The 3,278-nt window shown below is 63.3% G+C and carries 2 protein-coding genes and 1 pseudogene; 2 read left to right on the top strand and 1 reads right to left on the bottom strand.

Annotated elements, in window-relative coordinates; translation table 11 throughout:
* Positions 1-976 (bottom strand): LacI family DNA-binding transcriptional regulator (locus EN991_RS28965; RefSeq protein WP_127370033.1); only part of this gene is annotated, 976 nt, incomplete at its 3' end.
* A 336-nt stretch (positions 977-1,312) separates the two neighbouring features.
* Here EN991_RS28965 and EN991_RS28960 point away from each other — a divergent pair.
* Together EN991_RS28960 and EN991_RS28955 are read left to right on the top strand one after the other, a co-directional pair.
* A complete protein-coding gene (locus EN991_RS28960) occupies positions 1,313-2,926 on the top strand; it encodes an extracellular solute-binding protein (protein WP_127370032.1) in 1,614 nt (537 codons plus the stop codon).
* 81 nt (positions 2,927-3,007) lie between these two features.
* Positions 3,008-3,278, top strand: a pseudogene (locus EN991_RS28955) (carbohydrate ABC transporter permease); the annotation flags it as partial.

Genomic DNA, 3,278 nt, shown 5'->3' with positions numbered 1-3,278 from the left:
GTTCATAGGGCAATCCCCGGACCGCATGGGTCAAAGTGTTGAGCGCTTCGCGGGCTTCGACGCGCGGGTTCTGGTCGATGACCGCGTCGAGCGTGCCGTCGAGCAGAAGGTCTTTGGTGCCGTCCGTCACCTCGTGGCCGAGGAAGACCATGGACTGGGCGCGGCCGTGCTCCTTGAGCGCGCGGGCGATGCCGGTGTTGCCGGCGCCGACATTGTAGATCGCGGCAAGGTCGGGGTGCCGTTCCAGCAGGGCCGATGCCTCCGAATAGGCCTTCTCGCGGTCGTCGAGCATTTCGCGCATCTCGACGATCTGCAGGTTGGGTGATTCCTCGGTCAGGACGTGGCGGAACCCCATCTCGCGTTCTTCGTGGCCGCGATAGGACAGCGAGCCGGCGAACAGCGCCACCTTGCCCGGATGCCCCGATCCCATGAAGCGGTTGAGCAGATAGCCGGCCAGCCGCCCGGCGGCGCGGTTGTCGATGCCGATATAGGCGACCCTGGGCACATGCAGGATGTCGGAGGCGATGGTCACCACCTTGATATCGTTGGCCGACAGGGATCGGATCGCTTCGCGCACCGTCGGATGGTCGAGCGCTATAACGCCGACGCCTTGCGTCTGTCCGCGCAGGTCCTGCAGCAGGCGGGCGAGCCGGTCAGGATTGAAGCCCTCGATGGTGGCGATATGGACATCGAGGTCGGGCCGCGCCAGAGCCTGTGCCTCGATGTGCCGGTGCAGCATCTTGATGAAGGAATTGGTGCCGGCCGGCAGCGCGAAGTCGAGTCGGATGACCTCGCCAGGCGAGGGCCGTGGCGGCGCGCCGTTCGGGCCTTCGGCGATGTAGCCGAGGCGCTGCGCCATTTCGAGCACGATTTCGCGCGTGCGCGCCCGCACGCCGGGTCGGTTGTTGAGCACGCGGTCGACGGTGGCGGCCGAGACGCCGGCTTCCCGGGCTATGTCAGTCAGGGTGGAACGCACCGTCTTTCATCTCCTGCATGCGTCAGATCGGCTGGTGACGGCTTCCCCGCCATCGGCGATTCTGATGGGAAATGATGTATCCGCCCTTAGCCTATGCGCAAGCCGCCGCGCTAAATCAAATGGTCCGGCAGGGCTGCGCAGGGCCGGGAAGGGTCGTGTGCCCTCAAACTGAAGCACCCGGCATGATGCATGGATCCCGTTTTTGTGCATTTCCTTGCCCTATTGCGATGTTGTGAGGTGTTTTGATTATTTATGATGTTGACAGCCTTGCCGTGCTGCCGTCAATATCCCTCATAAGGGCCGTGGAGGAAACGTGGCCCTGAGGGAGGAGTTTCAATGTCTGACTTGATCCGCATCTCGCGGCGCCGGCTGCTGGCATCCGGAGGAAAGGCGGCTGTGATCATGGCCGCCGCTGGTATCGCACCTCAATTCATTCGTCCCGGCCGCGCCTATGCGGCCGACGCGCTGGCGCCAGGCATGATCGGCGGCCCGACGGGCTTCGATGGAGCCGAGCGCTACCAGTATGGCGCCGACACGCCGGAAAGCCGCGCCATCGAGGCGGCCAAGGCGCTGAAGGGCGCCGGCAAGGCGCCGGCCAAGATCGTGCTCGGCCTGTCCGACGGCTCGATCGGCCAGCTCACGCAGCCGTTCCCGGCCGGTGCGCCGTCGATCAAGGAGCTGTGGGAAAAGGAAACCGGCATCGCGATCGAAATCATCGGTTTGCCGAACGGCCAGGAATTCACCAAGACGATGCAGGACATCTCCACCAAGGGTGGGGCCTACGACATCTATTCGACCGAATGGAACCGCCTCGGCGACCTCGCCGAAACCGGCGGCATCGCCAAGCTCGATGACTTTGTCGCGCAGCACAAGCCCGAATGGGACGATCCCGTCAGCGGCTATGTCAACGGCGCCAAGGGCGTGTCGCTGCTCAACAAATACCGCGGCTCCAACTATGGCGTGTCGCTGGACGGCGACTTCCAGACCTGGGTCTACCGCACCGATTTGTTCGGCGACGAAGCCGAGAAGAAGGCCTTCAAGGACAAATACGGCTACGATCTGGCGCCGCCGAAGACCTGGAAGCAGCATGGCGACATCGCCGCCTTCTTCCAGCGACCGGACAAGGGCCTGTTCGGCTCGACCGACCTGCGCAACCAGGGTTGGGGCTACACCAACTGGTACCAGCGCTATGTCTCGATGGCTTCGCCCAACCAATTCCTGTTTGGCGATGACGGCAAGCCGATGATCAATTCCGAGCAAGGCATTGCCGCCACCAACGAATATGTCGCTTCGCTCGCACATCATTCGCCGGATGCGATCTCCTGGGGCTGGCCGGAGCAATACGGCAACTTCGCCAAGGGTGGTGCGGCGATGACCTGCGCCTTCTCCAACCTGCCGAAATTCCTCGACAATGCCGGCAACAAGGATTCGGCCGTCACCGGCAAGATCGGCTCGATGCTGCCGCCAGGCCGCGAGATCGACGGCAAGCTGATCAGCCGCTCCGTGCTGTGGTTCTCGCTGACCGGCATGGTCTCGTCGCAGTCGAAGAACCAGGAGGTTGCCTATCTCCTGCTGCAATGGCTGGGCTCGGCCCGTATCTACGCCTGGATGAGTGCCAACCCCGGCGGTTATCTGGACCCGTTCCGGCTTTCGGACTTCTCCGATCCGCTGGTGCGCCAGACCTATCATGCCTACCACATGGACGTTGTGCGCGAGACGGTGGCGCGCACCGTGCCGACCATCAACTATCCCGGCGCGACAGCCTTCCACAATGCGCTCGACGAGAACCTCATGGCGGCGCTGACCAAGGCCAAGACATCGGAGCAGGCGATGGCCGATACGGAGGCGGAGTGGAAGAAGATCGTGCGGCGCACCGGCGAGGACAAACTGCTCGAAGCCATCAAGACCAACAAGGAGGCCTGGCCGACAGTTCTCGACCCGATCGTCTGATCCATCTCCCTGGATCACATCGAAGGAGGGGAGGAGCCTGCTTTTCCCCTCCGCCCACAACGCCACCAGCAAAGCCGCCAGATGAAGCGTTCCGTTCCTTTCCTGATATTCCGCTATGCCGCGATCTTCGCGGCCATGGCGGTGACGCTGGTGCCGATCCTGTGGATGGTATCGATGGCGTTCAAGCCGATCGCCGAATGGTCGGCGACCGGCGCCGACCTGACCTGGTGGCCGAAGAACCCGACGCTCAGCAATTTTCGTTTCGTCTTCGGCGAGTCCACCAACAATTTGATCGTCGCGCTCGACCGTACCGCGCTGAAGCCGATCCTCGCATCGCTGCTGCCGGCGGGTT

Source organism: Mesorhizobium sp. M7A.F.Ca.US.005.03.2.1 (genome assembly GCF_003997795.1).
In the GTDB taxonomy this organism is placed as follows: Bacteria; Pseudomonadota; Alphaproteobacteria; order Rhizobiales; family Rhizobiaceae; genus Mesorhizobium; species Mesorhizobium ciceri.
This window is presented reverse-complemented; position numbering and strand designations above follow the sequence as displayed.